The sequence below is a fragment of the Fastidiosipila sanguinis genome (genome assembly GCF_002998295.1).
Taxonomy (GTDB): Bacteria; Bacillota; Clostridia; order Saccharofermentanales; family Fastidiosipilaceae; genus Fastidiosipila; species Fastidiosipila sanguinis.
Genome location: NZ_CP027226.1, coordinates 1745084 through 1764942, shown reverse-complemented (window position 1 = coordinate 1764942; position 19859 = coordinate 1745084). Strand labels below are relative to the sequence as shown.

Sequence of the window (19859 nt, the reverse complement as noted above, 5' to 3'; positions counted from 1 at the left end):
GAGTTAAATATCAAATTTAAAAATTAAACTGCTTTTTTATCGTACAAACTTTCGCCTAATTCGTTCAATCTCTTTTCCCACTCTTCTTCAGTTAAATTGTGCTGAATTACATAGCGATTTCTCTTATCACGTCTGCATTCTGGGCTACAGGATCTTAGGTACTTCTCCTCATTAGCCTCGCTCATGAAAGTTTGTCTATTACAGTCTGGGTTGGCACAGTTTATATAGCGATCGCAAGGCGTACCGTCGAAGTGATCTCTACCGGTAATTGTGGGATTGACATGGTTAATTGGCACTGAAACTCTGCTATCAAATACGTACATACTACCTTCCCAAAGTTCACCTTGGACTTCTGGATCTTTACCATAAGTATCGATTCCACCATGCAATTGTCCAACTTGGTCTGAAATACCTTCTCGCAACATCCAACCGGAGAACTTCTCGCAACGGACACCACCAGTACAGTACATAGCAACTTTTTTGTCCTTGAATAATTCTTCGTTATCCTTGATCCATTGAGGTAATTCTTTGAAAGTCTTGATATCTGGTCGAATCGCACCACGGAAGTGACCTAGGTCGTATTCATAGTCGTTTCTAGTATCCAAAATTACAGTATTCTCATCTAGAATCGCTTCCTTAAATTCTTTCGGGCTCAAATATTGTCCTGTTGTCTCAGTTGGAGAAAAGTCGTTCTCCAAGTGTAAGGTAACTATCTCATCCCTAAACTTAACTGACATTCTAGGGTGGGTAAAGTCGTCTGCCTCATCAACCTTAAACCAGACGTCTTCGAAACCTTCTAAGCTGTGCAGGAAATCTTTGTACTGATCTGTTTGCTCTACAGTACCTGAAACGGTACCGTTAATGCCTTCGTAGCCTACGATGATACGGCCCTTTAGTCCAATGTTGTTGCAAAACTCTAAGTGCTCATCTCTGAATTTCTCTGGATCTTCTATGTGTGTATATTTGTAATATAGTAAAACTCTGTAATCTTTTGCCATATGGTTCTCCTTTGGTTTAGTGGTTGTATTTATTTAGTGATTGTCTAATTTCATCTTTTTTCTTGCTGCTAATTATAAAACAGGAAGGGAGATTTTTAAAGGATTGTTCAGTTAACTAGGTCTTTCAAAATCAGCCAATATTCTTATCAATATAAGGCATAATATTCAACAGACTTTGGTAGCTATCAACATCATGATAGACAACATCTTCTGTGGAAATTTGATTAAACAATTTCTTTGCACATGATATTTTTGCTTTTTCAATAGGTCTTAATTGCAAACTCTCCATAGTTCCTTTGGTCTCTGCAATGAAGAAAATATGTTTAACAGTTCCTTTATTAAATGCAATTGCCCAGTCTGGACTATAGTTTCCAACTGGTGTTGGGATTGAGAAGCCTTTTGGTAACTTAGCATATACTGCAACTTCCTCTGCGCCATCAAGATCTTGAGCGAAACGTCTTTCTACTGATTCTTCAGCTAAACCATCTGTAAATACATATGGTCTAATATGCTTATCTGCCTTGAAAGCTTTGTCATAGGAAGAATTTTTTTCCGCAGTAAATATTGAAGCATCATACATATCATCTAATTCATCATAAGAAATATGCTCTACTATCATTGTTGCTTTTTGCTCTTTTATAAGTCTTGAGACCTTGCTAATAAACTCTTCTGGGTTATGTTGGTACATTCTAAACTTATCTGGTCTTATACCCTTTAATATCTCTACTATCGTTTTTCTGGTCAAAATTGTGGATTCTGAAATTTTTCCAACCAGATCATATTTTATCTGACTTGTTTCAGCATGCTCTAAATTGAAAGTTGATGACTTAGCGGACTTGAATGAATATTTGCTTTCTACCTCCGCCACTTTCATAACATCTTTTTGCTCTGATACTGTAGTCGTATACTGAAGTTTTGAAACATATAGATCATTATTAATTGCATTTATAGCTTTGCTGATTAATTCTTCACTATCAAAAGACACTGTATATGAATATTTATGATTAATATACGACCATAAAGTTTGGAATTCTTTTTTGTAGAAATTATCATTGAAGTTATTATTTAATATCTTTGTTTCATTTCCATCATCTATCATTTCATCCAGAATTGAGTCATTGAATACACTTTGTATTAATTTGTGAACACCTTCTTGCATTGCCTGTAGTGGTTGAGGTAATTCTGCTACATTATTATTTTCTAAATCAATACGGTATTGCTCTGTTATTGCATCATTTCCGTCCATACTAATGTAATCATTTTTTACAAGGTATTGATAAATCATACTGGCCTCTTGAGCAGTAATACTATGGTTATTACCGTGTAATATGACATTTTTACCTTCGAAGTAGCTAATTGATGCTTTCCTTGGCCTATCGTAAAGAGTATCTTTAATTTCTTTCTGCAAATCAGAAACAAAATCTTTATAACTCTCACTAGCTATAACTGTAAGTTTATTAATATTGTGAACTTGAGTTGCACCTAGTCTCTCTTCATCCATCCTATCTCCAGATTTATCTACGCACAAACGCAGTCCACGTCCTACTTCCTGACGTTTCATAGTTGTACTATTTGCGTATTTTAATGTACATATTTGGAATACATTAGGATTATCCCAACCTTCTCTTAAAGCTGAGTGAGAAAATATGAATCTGGTTGGTTCATCGAAGCTTAATAGTCGCTCTTTATTCTTTAAGATCAAGTCGTATGCTGATATATCATCAGAAATATCTGATCCTCTGTTTACCTTACTGTTAACTGATTTACCTTTTTTATCAATAGAGAAATAACCTTTATGAGTATCTTTTACATTAATTTCTCTTAGATATTTTTGATATGGTGTATCAAATAGAGTAATTTGTTCATTCAAGAGATCAATGTATTCACTTTCAAATATCTGACCGTATTCTCCTAGCAGCTCTTCATCATTTTCATCATATTGGCGATATTTAGCGACTTCATCAATGAAGAATAATGATAAAGTCTTAATTCCTTGGTTGAACAATTGCTCTTCTTTCTCGAAATGTGATTTTATCGTTTCTCTAATCTGGATACGTCTCATATCTTTTTCTGAAATATCTCCGACAACATCACCTTTTTGAATAGATTCTCCATTTACGAAGCTCACAGTTCCTCGAGTTGGATCAATATCAGATATTCTATAACCTTTATATTGTTCCATTTCATTGGATATCTCGTATAAGTTATCATCGACAGACAAGATTCTAGACTCTCTATTAATTGAGTTTTTGTAAGCAATCTCAAATTCTATCTTAGCCTTTGGCGGCGCAGTTGGCGACAGAACTATATTTTCTAAATACAAATATCTATCTGTCCCTCTGAAGTTCTTAACTTCAAATCCCTTAACCTCTATCTTTTTAACAAGCTTTTTATTATATGCATCTACTGCATCTAGGGCATAAACTAGATTATTTTGCTTAGCATGTGTAGCAGAATAGTTTAGAGTGAATAACGGATTAAAATTTTTCAAAGCTGTTTGAGTAGCTTTTCCACCCATTTTCTGAGGTTCATCTAGAATTAAGATTGGATTATTTGCTTTTAATACATCTATAGGTCTTCTCGAGCCAAACTCATCTCGCTTACTATAGATTATTCGAGATTCTTTATTTCGACCACCTTCTTTTAACGAGGTATTAAAAGCTTGCATATTGATAATCATGCAATTAATACCAGAATTACTAGAGAAGGAATCAAGCTGATTTAAATTTTTACTATCGTATACAAAATACCTTATCTTCTTCTGAAATTCTTCCATGAAATGATCTTGAGTAATTTCAAAAGATTTCTTCACACCTTCACGAATAGCAATAGAAGGCACAACGACAATGAATTTGGACCAACCATATTTTCTATTTAGCTCAAACATGGTTTTAATATATACGTAAGTCTTACCTGTACCAGTTTCCATTTCAATATCTAGTGAGCAGGCTCCAAGATCGTCTACTAATGATTCTGATAGCAGAACATTATTAGTCTGTTGAACTTTACGAATATTGTTTAATAACTCATTTGGAGTTAGTGTGATCTTTGAATTCTTAAAACCAGCTTCATCGAAGTCATCTTTATAAACAACTTCACCAGAACTGGTTTCATAATCCAAATAAGCTTGAGAGTAGTTTTGTCTTTCTTTTACATCTCCAATATCTCTTCTATATGAAATCCCATCAGAAAAGCGTTGACCTGCAAAGCTGTCAACAACACTTTGTACTGCCTCAGTTTGATATGATTGTATCTTAAAATTAAATTTCATATTAAATTACCTTCCTCACTGTTTGAGGACTAATATTGTCAAATATTTGTTCAAAGTTAGTAGCTACACTATCATTCGCCATAGAAGAATCTCTAAACACGGCATAGTATGGTTTCTTGTTAGCTATTGTCTTAACAATCTCATCACTTATATCTTTATCGAAACATGCAACTAAGAAGCCATCTTCAATAATTAATACTTCTTTTCCATCGATGATTTCTCTATCTATCTTACTAGACAAAGAAATACCTAAATCTAGCATAACTTGGAAAAGCAAGTCTTCTGAAGATCTATCTTCCTTTATGTTGTCTGATAGCATATCTAATAAACTCTGCTCTGTTTGTGCAGGAGCATAGAAAACGTCTTTCATATTGGATGAATCTGTTTTTAGAACTCTGAAACCGATATCTAATTTATCTATACCTTCTTTATCTTTGTTATCTTCAATAATCTTCTTTCCTGCTCGACGAATACGTTCTTTACCAATCTCACAAATATTTTTGTATCCAGCTTTATACGCTTCAGATCCTTCATCTGTCTCTTCTGGGAGTTGAACCATAATAAATTTACGATTCCCACCATCTTCTGCATTAAGTTGCATGACAGCATCTGCTGTAGTTGCTGAACCTGAGAAGAAGTCTAGAACAATTGAATCTTTACTACTTGCCAGCTCAATAATTTTTTTAATAAACTTTACAGGTTTCGGTGTATCAAATATTTTTCCGCCAAAAATCTCTATAATTTCTCTAGTTCCATCTGTGGTAGTGCCACAATCATCCCATAAAGATTTTGGAGTCAGTCCTTTCTCTTCTGCTTCGCTATAAAAACGTTTTAACTGAGGTTTGCTCCTCCCAGTTTTACCAAAAACAATTCTATTTTCCTTTAGTAGCTCCAAATACTCCTTCTTTCCAGTTCTCCAACAACGTCCTTCAGGCGGTAGATACTCTTCACCAGTATTAGGATTTTTTATTTTATATGTTAAATTAGGCCTAATCCCAGGACTATCGAAAGGGTCTGCTTTCCATGGACCTCTTGGATCATTATCAGGATTTAAAAAACCTTCACCTGAATCTTTTAATTTAAACTCTGATTTTTTTTCATAGAAAACCCTAATATTTTTCGCATAAACAAGTGTGTAGTTATGACTCAAAGAAACAACTGCATCGTTAGATACTGACTTTCTTGAGTTCCAAATTATATCAGTAATAAATGCACTTTCTCCAAAAATTTCGTCACACATTTTTCTCAAATTATGTTGCTCATTATCATCTATAGAAATAAATATAACACCATCATCAGAGAGCAAATTCCTAGCTAACTTTAACCTTGGATACATCATATTCAGCCAGTCAGTATGAAATCTACCGTTAGATTCTAAATTTTTCTCTAATCTATTACCTTCTTCATCATATTGACCGCTTTGTTCTAAATATTCATCTGTACTAGTTTTGAAATCATCATTATAGACAAAATCATTCCCTGTATTATAAGGTGGATCAATGTAGATCATCTTAATCTTTCCAAGATAAGTCTCTTGCAAGAGTTTAAGCACTTCTAAGTTATCGCCTTCAATATATAAGTTCTCTGTCTCATCAAAATTTACACTCTCTTCTCTACAAGGTCTTAGAGTATTTGATGTAGGAGCATTAGAATTCAATATTGCTTTTCTCTTGTCTGGCCAAGTGAATTGATATCTCTCTTCTCTTCCTTCTACTACTTGAGTGGAAATTTCTTGACTCAAGATATCCTTGTCAATTGCTCTTACTATATTTCCTTCTTCATCAATCGTTTCTGTGATTGCGTTAGGGAATAGAGCTTTTAATTTCTCAAAATTTTCATTTGCTAAGTTACTTGTTTGCATTTCTAACTTTTCCATTTACATACTCTCCAACTCTTCTTTATATTCTTGTATCTTTTTGTATAGCTCAAAGGACTTTTTCGCCTGTGTCCCTTTTCGAGCTTGCCTCTCTGTTTTTTCTATCAATTTTCTCAATTTATTTTTATTAGCTTCTATTGCTAGCTGTTCTTGTAAACTATTTCCTTCTTCAATCTCAACTTTTATAACTTGTTTTACTAGATTTTCCCAAACTAACTCTAAATCTGTGCCCTGTATATTTAGAGCAATTTCATCTTCCTTCTTCCACTTACCTAGCAATAATTTATACTCATAAATAGCTAATCTATATCCATCTTTATAGTTCAGGACTATTAGAATTTTCTGTCCTAATAATTTTGTAAGCAATTCAATATTAGCATTACTGAAGTTTCTTGTATTGAGCTCAACCAATAGCACAAATATTGCTGAAATACTTTCACCTGCTTTCGCATCTACTGATAGCTCAGAGATTTCATTAGTAATGGTAATTTTACTTATTTCTGTATCAAATGCATGCTTTCTTTTACCAGATAACTCTTCTGAAAATTTCTCGTAGATCAACTCCTTGGGTATTCTTCTATTAACAATGGTACTAGCAGGCAAATTAAACATATTATCAATTCCTATCCCTGATAACTAAGAAGCTAATAAGTTCAAAATCATCTAGTCCCTCTATCGTTTCTGACAAGAAACTTATATTCTTCCCACTTAAGAAATTATCAATATCATTTTCATTTTTTACATCAATAATAGATTTTATTGCATCCTCTAGCAGGCTTGAGTATTTACTCATATCTCTACCATCTTGCGTTTCCTTATTAAAGGCTTCATACAAGTCTTTTTCAGGCTCTGTCTTATTTTTACTTAGTAACCTAAATCGATCCAATATTGCTTTCGGATCTAAGTGGTCTGTTATAACGTCACCTTCTTCAGATAAATAAATCATATAGAAAGGGTGTAGCCTGTTCTGGCCATTAATATTTATCGAGCTTTGTATATTTCTTAGAACAAAAATAACTCCTGCCGGCATCTCTTCTGTTGACTCTACAACAGCATTCATACCCCTTGGCGCTTGGTCTAAATCTGGATGTTTCTTTACATAATCTAATAAATCAAGTCTAAATTCATTAAGACCTAAATCCATTATAGAAATACCAGTATTCATATCTTCAATATCAACGACTTCATGTTGAAGTCTCTCTAGTTGATTTCTTCTATATTCGAGATCACCTTTTTCCTCTGGGGACAATACATTATCATCTCCAGTCGCAGTCATATCAACTATCTTCATTCTTGTTTCAACTCTAGCTTTTAAATTTATATATTCATCTAATGTTATATCTGGCCAGAAATTAACAAGCTGTATACTCTCATTCCTACTACCAATACGATCTATACGACCAAATCTCTGAATAATACGAACTGGATTCCAATGAATATCATAATTAATTAGATAATCACAATCTTGCAAGTTTTGCCCTTCAGATATTACGTCTGTAGCAATTAGAATATCAATCTCTTTATCTACATTCGGCATGAGTATTTCTTTGTCTTTAGAAATTGGTGAAAACAAGGTAAGAACTGTATTTAAATCAGCACCTACATTTTTTATTGTAGTTTTTCCATCTGTCGAACCACTGACAATCGCTGTATCTAGATTATATTTTTCTTTTACATACTTACTGACACTTTCATACAAATAATTCGCTGTATCAGCAAAGGCTGTAAAAATTAAGATCTTTTTATTACCTGGATTTATAGGGTTAAGTTGTTTTTCATCTATCATTTCAAATAAGGTTTTAAGTTTTTTGTCATGCTCTGGAGTGATATCTTCCACGAGGGAAATTAACAAATCAAGAATATCCTTATCTTCCTGTAATTCACGTTTCCAGCTAGTGTAATCCATGTCGCCTATATCAATCTTAACTTTTTCACCAATTACGAAAACATCATCTTCTTGGTCATCTCCATCAAGGTCAGCATATGAGTAATCATCAAGGATCATTAAATTATCTTCTGAATTAATCTCATAATTATCAATTTTTGCAATTGTTTCAGTAATCAATGTATTAATACGGTCTAAAGTTAATCTAAAGGCATATACTGAACTCTCCATCCTCTTCATCAGATTAATAGACATCAATCTCTTGATACCTTTTTCTCGTCCTGACTGAGTAAGACTTCCGATAAAATGCTTGGAATCATATTTATCAATATATTTATTTAGCTTGCTAGATAGAATATAGTCAGTTGGAGTATAGATACATAGCTCCAACATATTAATCAGATCAAATATTTCGTTGTAAGTTATTGCTTTGTCCAGATCAGTTAGACCAGGTCTTTTGGAGATAGGAGCATTTCTCTTAGGGAAAGTTCCAATAGCAGATGTATCGTAATACTTCTTAATATGCTTCCTAGATCTTGCAATAGTTACATTATCAAGAACCTCGAAGAAATCATAATCAAGCATTCTTAATAGACTTTCAGTGGTTCTACTTTCTAGATCAAGCTTACTCCAATTGTTAAATGCCACTTGAGCTTGTCTGAAAATATCATCAATACTTTTGCTTGTTCTTAACTTATTATCTAATATTTCACTATCGCCTTCATATGCTAGGGCAAGTTGATTTTTCAAATCAATGAATCTATTATTTACAGGAGTTGCTGATAACATTAGTACTTTGGTTTTTACACCTTTTTTAATCACTTGATTCAATAGTCGTAGATATCTATTCTCCTTATTTCCATCATCCGAAACTTTGCCACCATTTCTGAAGTTATGAGATTCATCAATAACGATTAAGTCATAATTTGACCAATTAACTCTGTCGAGTTCTAGTCCATTAGATGTACCCTTCTCTCTACTTAAATCAGTATGGAAGAGGACGTCATAATTCATCCTATCTTCAGCAATAGGATTGTTAATATAATTGGCCTTGTATGTATTCCAGTTGTTAGCTAATTTCTTAGGACATAGAACCAAAACTGATTTATTTCTATTTTCATAATACTTAATAACAGCTAATGCAGTGAATGTTTTACCAAGACCTACAGAGTCAGCAAGAATACATCCATTATATTTCTCTAGTTTATTAATTATGGCTAGCGTAGCATCTTCCTGGAAATTGTATAGCATATTCCAAATTTTGCTATCCTTGAAACCTGTAGATTCATTAGGAAGCTCATCTTCTGATATATCTTCCAAGAACTCATTAAAAATATTATATAGAGTCACAAAATATAAATAATCTGGAGAATTTTCGTTATAAACAGTATTTATGCTTTCTATTACTTTATCAGTAACTTCTTGCAATTGAGTTTTGTCATTCCAAATCTCATCAAAAAGTCTCAAATAGTACTCACTATCGGATTTAGATAACTTATTTATTAGATATGAACGGTTATTTCCTTTTTCAATTCCTAAATCAACCGTTGTAAAGTCTTTAATAGAGTTGTACGTTGTACCATCAACATTAATAAAACCTTGCATATTGCTGTCAGTAATATTAGATTTAAAACTTGCTTTTTCCTTTATCCAATCAGCACATTCTTTAGCAATCGCCTTTTGAGTAAGTTCATTTCTAAGCTTTATTTCAAATTCAGATCCATACAGATTCTTTTCCCTTTTAAGTCTCGGAATATAAAATTCTCGTTTTTCTTTTTTCTGTACATCTTTAATGAAAGTTGGTGATGTGAAAATAAACCTAAAAGCATCAATTTTCCCTAATTCTTCCTTTAGCTCATCAAAAGCATAAATAGAAAAGCTTGCAGCAGCAATTGATATTTTACTTCCTTCTTTGATCTCAACTAGCAAATCATCTTTTAATTTATTTGTTAAATTATCTATAATTGCCAAGCTATCCACCTCAATTAAATTAATTTGGTTTATTTCCTGAATAATATTATTAAATCATCTTGATTAAGCTTATTGGTAGTAAAAAATTATTTTAAACTTAATGTTTTAATTATAGCATGAAGAATTTAATAATTAGCTTAACAAAAATTGAATTTAGAAAAGGGTTAAACAATTCATAAGGCTTCTCAACACCAATAAGCTTGAACCCACTTCTAACATAAGTACCGTCACCATCAGAATAATTACGAACTGGTGTTAGGAAATTGTACCTCTATTCATCACCTTAACTAAGAGACCAACATTAACATTCAATTTTTTCAATTTCTCTTTATTGCTATGCCTTTAATCCAAATATATAATTTTAATATATATAAATAAGCCCTAGAAAAAACAGGATAAGGTGGAGTAGTTACAAGATGCAAAACATAATAAATCCTAAAGCAAGGTTACTATTAATTCTTCTTTCTATACTTCTTTTGAGCTCATGCGGAATAAAAAAGAGTGCAGCAGATATTGAAAATGACTTTCGAAGACAATTCCCAAATGTAAGATATGAAATTTTAGAGAAATCAACAAACGAAAATGCTAAGAATCCAGGAGAGTTTTCTGTAGAACTTAAGTCTAAAGATTTGCAAGATAATTTCATTTTTAACATCTATAGCATAGTTAAAGAAAATGCTGGCTTAGGCCTAATCGAAGGCTATGAAACTGATTATCCTGTAAAAAAACTGCAGTTCATTAACGATCAATTAGGAAGCAAGGGAAATGGCTTTGAACTAAAATTTGGAGAAAAATACAAACCAGGTGCAATAAATCTATATTTTAAATATACAAGCCAAAAATCTCTTGAAGAAAAAATGCATGAATTAGAAGATTACCTTCTTATGGTCTTCAACTTAGAAAATAATATGGAGATCAATGTAAATGCCATTTTTGATTTAGTAAATGTTGATAACGGTGCAGAACAGCAAAACCCTAGCCCATCAAGCATGAGGTTCTCCCCAAAAGATTTTGATAAAAATATTACGCTAGAAGATAATATAAAAAATAAAATAGATACCTTAGAAGATATTGCATTTAGAAACTATGCAATAAGTTCCAGGAAGATTTTATTACCAAACAACGACTACCCAATATCTTTGATAAAGGAATCTCCAAAATATAATGGTTTCATTAGTCATTTTTCGGTAAAAGCAAATGGCAAAAACTATGTATGGGATGATTTAATAACTGAACAATTTGACATTTTGCATTATAGAGTACTTTATGAAATTCTAAAAAGAACTGAATATAAAAGTTTAGAAGGATCTGCTGACTCTTATTCTTTCATTGGCAAAGATAATAAAAAATACGAGTTTAATGACAAGTTTAACGATAAAGTTATTGATGATAATTCAAGTAATTCAGACAACAAAAAACATTTTAATTACTATTTAGCAGATGGAGAAGTTGAGTATTTCACGACTGCAAGCACCAGATATCTAGCATTTGAAAAATTAAAAGAAATTACAGGTTATGAATTTACGCGAGTGAAAGTTGATGAGTAAATTAAATTTAACTTAAGAAGCCTTCCTATGAATATATCAAAATAATACTATTAATGGCACTTTATTACCAAAAGATATCCAATAGTAGCAGGTTTCATAAGAGCAAAAAGGTAAGGCTATTCAATAAGAATTTGGTTTGGAGCTATTTGAAAAACAAGCCTTTAAAAATGGACCCCATCAAATCACAACTAATTTTTATTCTTCGTTATTGGCTTTTTAATTACATTAGTCAGTATTAGAAATGCAATGCTAAATCCTAACATTATTAAAATATTCGGCATTAGATCTGAGAGTTTTTTACCTTCATCTATTAAACTATTATTTACTACATAATAGTAATTTGGAAAAATTCTAGCTATTTTTAGGGTAGTCTCTCCCATTATTTCTTGTGGAACAAAAACGCCAGATAAAAATGATGAGCCTAGTACCAATACATTGATTACTACTGATAGTGATTCAGGATCTTGGAATAACTTCCCTATTAACACGCTTAAGGTCACGGCAGTTACCATAAATACAAATGAGTTAAGTGTGGCAAAACTAAAAGCTTGATTAAATTCGAAATCTTTCACTAAAACTATACAAATAATAATATATAGTAACCAAAAAACAACTCCGAAGACCAAATGTCCTAAAGTTAATATTAAATTTTTCTTTTTTTCAGAAATTACTGACACCTTGTGTCTCATGTCTAGTGTATCTTTATAATAACTAGACATAACAAGCGTAACTACAAGGAGTATTTGAGATAGTAAGGGGTAAGACATAAAGTTAAAATAAAATCTTGAATTACTTTCATCACCACTATCGTGATTCAATTCATTTATTTTCTGAACGTTTACGCTTTTGTCCAAGTCATCATTAGCATATTTTATAGAATCTTCTATTTCGTACCCATTGTCGTTATACTTATATACTTTGTCTATAAATTCATTTATTCTTTGTTTTACCAGGAATGAGTACATACTTTGGGGTGATGATTTATAGATAATTTCTTTAGTATTTTCAAAATCTTCAGGGATTATAACAATAGCATCTGTCGATCTGTAGAATAATTCATCTTCTAGGTTTTCTTTATCTAAACCACTAACGATGTTTTCTTTTTTATCAATATATTCAACTAACGCTTTTGATATTTTACTATTGCTTCTATCTTCAACGTATATGTTATTTCTAACTTCAGAGTAATTTGTATTATCCTTCGATGTATCAGAATTCATGAAGAATAGAGTCAATGTTAAAAATATTATCGTATATAAGAGGATAGAAAATTTATGTTTTCTAACAATTTTGAAGTAATTCTTAAAGATGCTCATAACGTTTCCCCCTTGTAAATATTATAGTTAGCACTATAAATACAAAAGTTACTAAAGCTAAATACATAATATTTTGATAGAATCTTGTTAGATCGCTGTAGTAGTACATGGAATATAAAGCATCTGTTATGATAGCGACCGGATTAATCTTGTTTAGTATTGGAACATTTCTTTGTATTAGAATCTTAATGTCAGAAACCATCATGCCTGCCATAAAGCTCATGAGCATGGTAAGTCCGACTCCAATACCAGATTTTTTATTAACATCACCCTTAATACCTGTTGCAATTAATGTTCCAAAACTCACACCACATAATGAGGATAATAATATTAATATTGTTAGGCCTATATAATTATTTCCAAATTCTACATTTAATAAGAATTTTAGAACTAATATTGTGATAATCAATACTACAGTATTTATGAACCATGCTACAGAGAGGGCAGATATTAATCTCGTCTTAATACTCGAGGGAGACATTACATTTCTTTTGGCAACAGTAGATAAATTGGCCTCATATTGATATATAACAAACATTCCCCATGTATATCCATATAGAGCTTGCATACCAATTAAAGTATAAAAAAATGTGTTTACTAAGTTCATATTTTTGTTAGATTCATCTTTAATATAATCATTTATGCCAATTAAATCATTAATATTAGCGTTAGGATTACTCTCTAATATCCTAAAAATGGTATCTCTATTCTGAATAAAAGAATTCATTACAGAGGTTACAATCGAGGATTTTAATCCTTCACTTTTTACAACTACATCATCGACGTCTCTAATATATGCAATATGATCTTCTAGTTTAATATCTTTACTGTTTTTAACTTTAATAATATTTAATATTTTTTCATCCTCAATATTATTAAAGAAAGAAGTTATATTTTCATCTTCATATAATTCTTCATTTACTAGGACATTAATAGGGTCTAACATTAGTTTCTCATTCAAATTTCCAAATGCTAGTTTAAAAAATAGACCTAAAATTATAGGAAATAATAGACTCCAAAACATTAAAGCCCTTTGTCTTAATAATATCTTAAAAGTATTATCTAAAACATGTTTGAACATCTTAATCCCTCAATTCTTTTCCGGTCAAATCCAAAAATACGTCATTTAAGGTAGGTCTTGAAGAGTTTAGTGATTTATATTTAACATTTTCTTGTTTCAATAGATCTATTAGATTTATTAAATTATAATCCCCACGCTCAAAATCTATATAGTAGAGATTGCCATCACACTCAACATTTACCACATGCTCTAGATTTTTTATCTTTTCTATGAAGTTATCACTTATATCATCACTCTCAAAACTAATCTTCTCTGATAATTTAATAGAGTTCTTAAGGTCAGTGCTTGTACCTTTTGCAATTACTTTACCTTTGTCTAAAATTACAATATCATCACAGATTAAATCTACTTCCTCCATGTAATGAGATGTATAGATTATAGTAGCGCCTTCTTCATTTAATTTCTTAATTCCTTCGAGTATGTTATTTCTTGATTGGGGATCTACAGCTACTGTAGGTTCATCGAGTATGATAAGCTCTGGTTTGTGAGCGATTCCGCAGGCGATATTTAATCTTCTTAATAAACCCCCAGATAATTGTTTCGGATAAAACTTTACAAAATCATTTAGTCCTACAAGGTTTATAACTTCATCAAGTAAAACTTTTCTTTTTTCCTTATCTCTTATATATAAACCACAAAAGTAATCTATATTTTCATAAACTGTTAATTCTTCAAAAACTCCTACATCCTGAAAAACAACACCTATCTTACTTTTAATATCAAATTTATCAGGACTCATCTCTTCCCCAAAGATCCTCACCGATCCTTGATCAAATGATAAAAGGGCTAAAATACAATTAATAGTTGTTGATTTGCCAGATCCATTAGGTCCCAAAAGGCCAAGTATTTTCCCTTTGCGCACATCTAAATCTAGTCCAGCTACAGCTGTTAAGTTTTTATACTTTTTGACAAGATTTCTAACTTCAACAACATTTTCCATAATAACCCCCTGCATATACCATAAAATCCTAATTTCAAAGAATTTTAATTGCAATTCAAAAACATAAAAGTATAAATTATTCAATTAAATACTAGAAACATTATACTAAAACTGTCTAAGCCTAGTATTAAGATGAGGTTAAGGATGAAGTATTCAGAGATTGAAATACTGGTAGGATTGAAATGTTCAAGGAATGAAATGCTGGTAGGAGAGGCTATCTCAATAAGACAAACATTCTAAATTTCAACATCAGCTAGAACACCCTACTCTGATTACTCCACATAGAAAAACCTCGCTTTCTCAAATGAAATCACGAGGCTTTTGAATTTTTATTTTAGCTTTAGCCTTACATGCTGTGACTAGACACCAATTCGGATTTATCTACTAACGTCTTAATTACCTCTCATCATCGAGTCTAGTATTGTAGCCTGAATTTCTGTCAGGTCTGTAAGCGTTTGGATATTGTTGGTCAGTTGTAACGTCAAGAGCATTTTTCTTAATAATGTTAAACAATTCATAAGGCTTCTCAACGCCAATTAGCTTGAACCCACTTCTGACATAACTACCGTCACCATCAGAATAATTACGATCTGGTGTTAGAGAAATTGTACCTCTATTCATCATCTTACCTAAGAGACCAACATTAACATTCAATTTGTCAATTTCTCTATATTCAATATTTTGGATATCTTTGCCGATTATACCTGATTCAATGTAGATTCTTAAGTCAGTCACGTAGTATCTAACTCTGAATGACTCAATAATTTTCTTTATTGGTATGAATACAAAAATAATGAACACTACAAAAATCATGATGAATGGGATTAATGTAAACATGCCAAAAGTATTATGGAAAGGATTATTTTCTGCAATTTTCCAGAACTCTTTTGATATGGTAAAAGTCTGACTTGATATGCCAAGCACTATACTTGACCAAATAATCAGGAATATTACAGCAAATAGATTAAAGCCACTAAAGAAGTACATCAATTTGCTTGGTCTACCTTCCCAAAGGATCTTCTCGTTATCATCTATAAAATAAGGTTTCATAATTACCTCCTTAACTCTTGTCAATTCTTGTCAATTCTTGTCGATTTTTGGCAACCTTTGTCGACTTTTGGCAACCTTTAATTTTTATCAACTGTTACCTTCTGCCAACTATTGTTGTCTTATCAATTGACATTCATTAATAGCAAAACGTTAAATTAAATAATCTTGCTACTATTTAATTATATGCAAAAACCCATAGGCTTCGCTGTAATAAATATAATTTTAATATTAATTTAATCCAAGTTTAACATTTTTGTTTTTGGTATACTTACTTTATCCATAATGTTATATGATTCTGTGAATTAAATTTTGCAGTTTGCTCTATAAATGACGTTTGGGATTCACCTTTAATTAACAGTCTGCGGCCGGCAGAAGAAAGTGAGGACAAAGATGAAAAAAGTCGTATCAATATTAACTGCACTAGTTTTGTTAACTTCAGTATCGTGCAATACTTCAGAAAAAGAAACGAAAAAGCCAGCACCCCAAGATACCAGTGGATCTAGCTCTATAAAAGAGGAAATTGCTGAATCTGCAAGAATTTCCGGAAGCTTCTCTGGAACTATCGTAGATCTTTATCCTGATTATGTCATGGATGATGTAACTATAAAGAAAGCTCTAGTCCAAATTCCTCAACAAGGATTATTTTTGCTAAATATTGATGAAAATATAAATGTAGAGCAAATTGAGAAAAATAAATTATATAGATTTACTATTCAAGAACATGACTTGAAAGATGATCAACTATCCTTGGTACTAAACAGCAAAAGCTTTTTCTCTAGAGCAGGAGGTAGTACTTTGCTAAGTATGTTTGGCAAGGAGATTGTTATTGATGCAATAGATGAAATAGAGGAAGAAGCTGAAAATAGCTACGAAAATGCTGTGAAAATTATGATTGAGTAAGTGGTTTATATATCTTCGCTATTAATAGAAATAACAAATAGGTTAAAAAACTTTATCATTATTCCTGTGTTTGCGATGTTTCCGTTCCTGTATTTGTTGAGTTTTCATTCCTGTATTTGTGATTTTATATTATTTTTAAATTTATTTTTCTATTTTAAAAATCCTTACCTAACCAGCTACATTACTTATTTCCATAAAAATACCCTCCTTACTGGCTTATCCAATAAAGAGGGTAAATTTATTTTTGTGAATTTTCTTTAAGTGTTATTACACTTATTTCTAACAAACTATCTTAGGATTATTCTTCGTCTCTCTTACGATTAACTAATAATGCTCCTGCTACAGCTAAGCTTAGTAAACCTGTTGCTAATGCTATGTAGCTTGTGTCACCTGTTTTTGCGGTTTTATTAACATTTTTGGCTTCTGTCTTGCTTGGTTTAGTAGCCTTATCACTCATGCTTGGTGATGTTGGTTTCTCAGTAGTAGCTTCTGTTGAAGGTTTTGTTTCAGGTGTTGTTGTTGGTTCTGTTTCATCTTCAACTTTAATCTCTACAACATTAAATCCATTAAATGAAGAACCTGTTACTTCAACTTCTTTTGCTTCAGGCCATTCAAATCTATCTTTTAGTTCTTCTGGAACAGATTTTAATTCCATTAGATATTTACCAGCTTGAACATGTTGATGTGAACCTGTCTCATCTGTTGTGTAGGTGTAGACTTTTCCTGTTTCTTGATTTGTTAATGTTATAACTGCTCCAATAACACTCTTATAAGGTTTGTCAGTTTTTTCTAAACTCTCGTACTCATTTTCTGGAAGATTTCTAAATGAAATTCTAGCACCAAACCAAACTGTTACATAAACTGTTACTTCAACTTCAGTACTTGTCATATCTGGATATGTTACTTTAAGAGTTCTTGTATATTTACCTGGTTTTCTTGTATTCAATTCTTCTGGTGTTATGTCTTCTACTTTTGTTCCTTCAGGAAGTTCTTTTAAGTTTGCAATTCCATCTTCAGGATTCAAATCACCATATTGTGGAACTTCAATTTCTTTAACCTCAGGTTTATATACTTCACTGTCTTTTTTCTTAGACTCTACAACATTGAATCCATTAAAAGAAGAACCTGATACTTCAACCATTTTTGCCTCAGGCCATTCAAATCTTCCTAAAATATCATCTGGAACTGATTTTAATTCCATTAAATATTTACCTACAGGTATATATTGATGTGAGCCTGTTTCATCTGTTGTGTATGTAAATACTTGACCTGTTTCTTGGTTAGTCATTGTTATAACTGCGCCAATAACACTTTTGTATAAAGCATTTTCCTTTGCCAAAGATTCATATTGAACTCCTGAATAATTTGCAAATGAAATTTTTGCACCAAAATTCCAAGTCTCTAGCTAAGGCAAAACAAAGGCTAGGGAAATTTTGTAACTCATCATTATAATATAAGCTACCTTTTGTCTGCCATCCTGAACCAATAATATATTCTACTGCCAAACTATAGTAATAAAGTGAAAGCTCTTTATCCTCTAGACCCCATTTATTTTTGCTATAAATATCACCTAACTTATACGCTGCATCTGGATTTTTCTTTTCGCAAGCTATCTTGAAGTAGGCAACAGCTAATGCTGTATTTTGAGGAATATCTCGTCCATATAGGTAACAATAGCCTAGGTTTGAAATGGAATCAGAGTTTCCCATGGCTGCACCTAAGTGGTAGTATTCTACTGCCTGAGAATAAGATTGTTCTCCATATAAATTCGCACCTTTTGCATTGATGTAGGAATCATCATTACGTTCAATTGCGAGTTCATCTGTTTTCGTTAGTAAGTTTTTGTTTAGATCCATAATCTTGTCCTTCTCTTTCTGCTGTGAAAGCTTAATTTATATGATATTGAAATTGACTATTTATATCATCTTCTATGAGCTTATTATAGCAAAGTATTTTCTAACTTAATTATGAGAGCAAGAAGTTCATTTTGAGGAATATTGCATCTATTTTAATTTTTAATCATTATATCAAAGCCTCTATCCTCATTACCAAGAAGTAATAAACCTAATTTACCAAAATAATATCCATTAGCTTTCTTATTTTCAGAAACATAGTCAATTGTCTCTTTTATCTTCTCATCAGTTAATGTAGGGTCAAGAATTTTGGACGCATGTTGAATCAATTCTTTACACTGTTCTAGTGTTGCACCATCTGAATAAATACGGAATTCAGCAGTATTTTCAAAAAATTTAAGTGTAGATATAATGTCAACAATTTGATCGTCCATTTTATAAGACTTTCCAACAGCATTTTCAAAAGATGCAAGTCTAAACGCTATTCTATAATGAGAACTTTCTTCATCTGACACAACAAAATCTTCAAAAAAAACGAGCTGATTCTCAGCGGAGCTATTATATTTTCTTACTAAATCTTCAATAGCACTTTCCTTTATATTTTCAGATTCGGACTCCGAACCTGAAAATATATTGCTTGTTTTAGTTTGTGATTCTGAAATAACCTCTTGCAGTGATTCTCCTGTTTTAACTTGCTTATTATTTGATTTAGGTGCTGAAGCCATCATAGCAATAAAAACAAGCCAAGCAAGGGAAATTATTACGCCTTTAATCCACTTGTTTAATTTTTGATTTCTTAAAAGTAAAATTGTAACTGGAACAGGGAATATTAATAACCACCCTAAAACCCATAACCAAGTTTTTCTATTTTCATCAGGTTCAGATCTTCTAGTTATATACACCTCAGTTATTGAATCAGAATTCTTAGTATAACCACAATCTGGGCATGCTACAGAATAATACTCCGCATCACAGCTAGGGCATTTTTTAGCCAGAACTCCAGCTTTGACTCCACATTTTGAGCAGAAATTTCCTTCTTCAAATATCGTACCGCAATTACTGCACTTGTTTTTGAACTCATATCCTCCGCATGAAGAACAAGATTTTACAGATGCTTGATTCTCTGTACCGCAAAATTTACAAATTTTCATAACCACTGACTCTCCTGACA

At 31.8% G+C, this 19859-nt stretch carries 14 protein-coding genes; 2 read left to right on the top strand and 12 right to left on the bottom strand.

The window, feature by feature from the left end:
* Positions 1 to 23: 23 nt before the first annotated feature.
* From trhO to C5Q98_RS07600, 5 genes are all read right to left on the bottom strand, one after another.
* Positions 24 to 998: an oxygen-dependent tRNA uridine(34) hydroxylase TrhO gene (gene trhO / locus C5Q98_RS07620; protein WP_106013031.1), complete on the bottom strand. Its 975-nt coding sequence runs from the start codon at positions 996 to 998 to the stop codon at positions 24 to 26.
* Between the two features lie 130 nt (positions 999 to 1128).
* Complete coding sequence (locus tag C5Q98_RS07615) at positions 1129 to 4269, bottom strand: type III restriction-modification system endonuclease (RefSeq protein ID WP_106013030.1); 3141 nt, start codon at positions 4267 to 4269, stop codon at positions 1129 to 1131.
* Position 4270: 1 nt separating this feature from the next.
* Complete coding sequence (locus tag C5Q98_RS07610; RefSeq protein WP_205728432.1) at positions 4271 to 6145, bottom strand: site-specific DNA-methyltransferase; 1875 nt, start codon at positions 6143 to 6145, stop codon at positions 4271 to 4273.
* Entirely contained in the window at positions 6146 to 6757 is a 612-nt protein-coding gene (locus C5Q98_RS07605) for a DUF4391 domain-containing protein (RefSeq protein ID WP_106013029.1), read from the bottom strand. It lies immediately after the preceding gene.
* 4 nt (positions 6758 to 6761) lie between these two features.
* Positions 6762 to 10010, bottom strand: a complete 3249-nt coding sequence (locus tag C5Q98_RS07600; protein ID WP_341457360.1) for a helicase-related protein — start codon at positions 10008 to 10010, stop codon at positions 6762 to 6764.
* A gap of 407 nt (positions 10011 to 10417) precedes the next feature.
* Between C5Q98_RS07600 and C5Q98_RS07595 the strand changes: the two genes are divergently transcribed.
* Complete coding sequence (locus tag C5Q98_RS07595) at positions 10418 to 11548, top strand: hypothetical protein (RefSeq protein ID WP_106013027.1); 1131 nt, start codon at positions 10418 to 10420, stop codon at positions 11546 to 11548.
* Positions 11549 to 11736: 188 nt separating this feature from the next.
* On the opposite strand, the gene C5Q98_RS07590 is transcribed toward C5Q98_RS07595, so the two are convergent.
* The 4 genes from C5Q98_RS07590 to C5Q98_RS07575 all read right to left on the bottom strand — a co-directional run bounded on the left by C5Q98_RS07590 (position 11737) and on the right by C5Q98_RS07575 (position 15935).
* Complete coding sequence (locus C5Q98_RS07590) at positions 11737 to 12864, bottom strand: ABC transporter permease (protein ID WP_106013026.1); 1128 nt, start codon at positions 12862 to 12864, stop codon at positions 11737 to 11739.
* Positions 12851 to 13888, bottom strand: a complete 1038-nt coding sequence (locus C5Q98_RS07585) for an ABC transporter permease (protein WP_242967412.1) — start codon at positions 13886 to 13888, stop codon at positions 12851 to 12853. The genes C5Q98_RS07590 and C5Q98_RS07585 overlap by 14 nt, the downstream gene beginning before the upstream one ends.
* Before the next feature lie 58 nt (positions 13889 to 13946).
* A complete protein-coding gene (locus C5Q98_RS07580) occupies positions 13947 to 14885 on the bottom strand; it encodes an ABC transporter ATP-binding protein (RefSeq protein WP_106013024.1) in 939 nt (312 codons plus the stop codon).
* Between the two features lie 396 nt (positions 14886 to 15281).
* Positions 15282 to 15935: a PH domain-containing protein gene (locus C5Q98_RS07575; protein WP_106013023.1), complete on the bottom strand. Its 654-nt coding sequence runs from the start codon at positions 15933 to 15935 to the stop codon at positions 15282 to 15284.
* A 390-nt stretch (positions 15936 to 16325) separates the two neighbouring features.
* Here C5Q98_RS07575 and C5Q98_RS07570 point away from each other — a divergent pair, with 390 nt between their 5' ends.
* Positions 16326 to 16835, top strand: a complete 510-nt coding sequence (locus C5Q98_RS07570; RefSeq protein ID WP_106013022.1) for a hypothetical protein — start codon at positions 16326 to 16328, stop codon at positions 16833 to 16835.
* A 298-nt stretch (positions 16836 to 17133) separates the two neighbouring features.
* Here C5Q98_RS07570 and C5Q98_RS07565 read toward each other — a convergent pair whose 3' ends face one another.
* The 3 genes from C5Q98_RS07565 to C5Q98_RS07555 form a co-directional block, all read right to left on the bottom strand.
* Positions 17134 to 18174 carry a Rib/alpha-like domain-containing protein gene (locus tag C5Q98_RS07565; protein ID WP_106013021.1) on the bottom strand — a complete coding sequence of 347 codons (1041 nt, stop codon included), beginning with the start codon at positions 18172 to 18174 and terminating at the stop codon, positions 17134 to 17136.
* A gap of 4 nt (positions 18175 to 18178) precedes the next feature.
* A complete protein-coding gene (locus tag C5Q98_RS07560) occupies positions 18179 to 18691 on the bottom strand; it encodes a tetratricopeptide repeat protein (RefSeq protein WP_106013020.1) in 513 nt (170 codons plus the stop codon).
* A gap of 152 nt (positions 18692 to 18843) precedes the next feature.
* Positions 18844 to 19839 carry a hypothetical protein gene (locus C5Q98_RS07555; protein WP_106013019.1) on the bottom strand — a complete coding sequence of 332 codons (996 nt, stop codon included), beginning with the start codon at positions 19837 to 19839 and terminating at the stop codon, positions 18844 to 18846.
* Positions 19840 to 19859: the final 20 nt, after the last annotated feature.